2 pseudogenes are annotated in these 360 nt (G+C 57.5%); both read left to right on the top strand.

Annotation, left to right across the window (positions count from 1 at the left end):
* Nucleotides 1-164, top strand: a pseudogene (locus tag AC1D1Y_RS26950) (glutamine synthetase); the annotation flags it as partial.
* A 28-nt stretch (nt 165-192) separates the two neighbouring features.
* A pseudogene (locus AC1D1Y_RS26945) lies at nt 193-360 on the top strand (aspartate aminotransferase family protein); the annotation flags it as partial.

Raw genomic sequence — 360 nt, 5'->3', positions numbered from 1 at the left:
GCTTGGGCGAGGCGCTGGACTGGTTGCGCAAGGAATCGGACCTGCACGAGATCTTGGGCAAGGAGTTTGTGACGGTGTACACCGAGATCAAGGAGCTGGAGTTTGACGAGTTCATGAAAGTGATTTCGCCGTGGGAGCGGGAGCATTTGTTGCTCCACGTCTGAGCCCCTCATTCAATCTGAAAAGACTGCCATGAATACCCCTGTCGATACCGACCTCATTCAGTCGCTGGACAGCGCGCATTTTTTGCACCCGTTCACCGATTTCAAGGACCTCGCCAGCCGCGGCGCCCGCGTGATCACGCGCGCCGAAGGCATCTATGTGTGGGACTCTGAAGGCCACCAGATCCTGGACGCCATG

The sequence above is a fragment of the Polaromonas sp. P1_G1 genome (assembly GCF_056405595.1).
The sequence above is the reverse complement of the archived record's forward strand: the minus strand, read 5'-3'. Positions and strand labels throughout refer to the sequence as shown.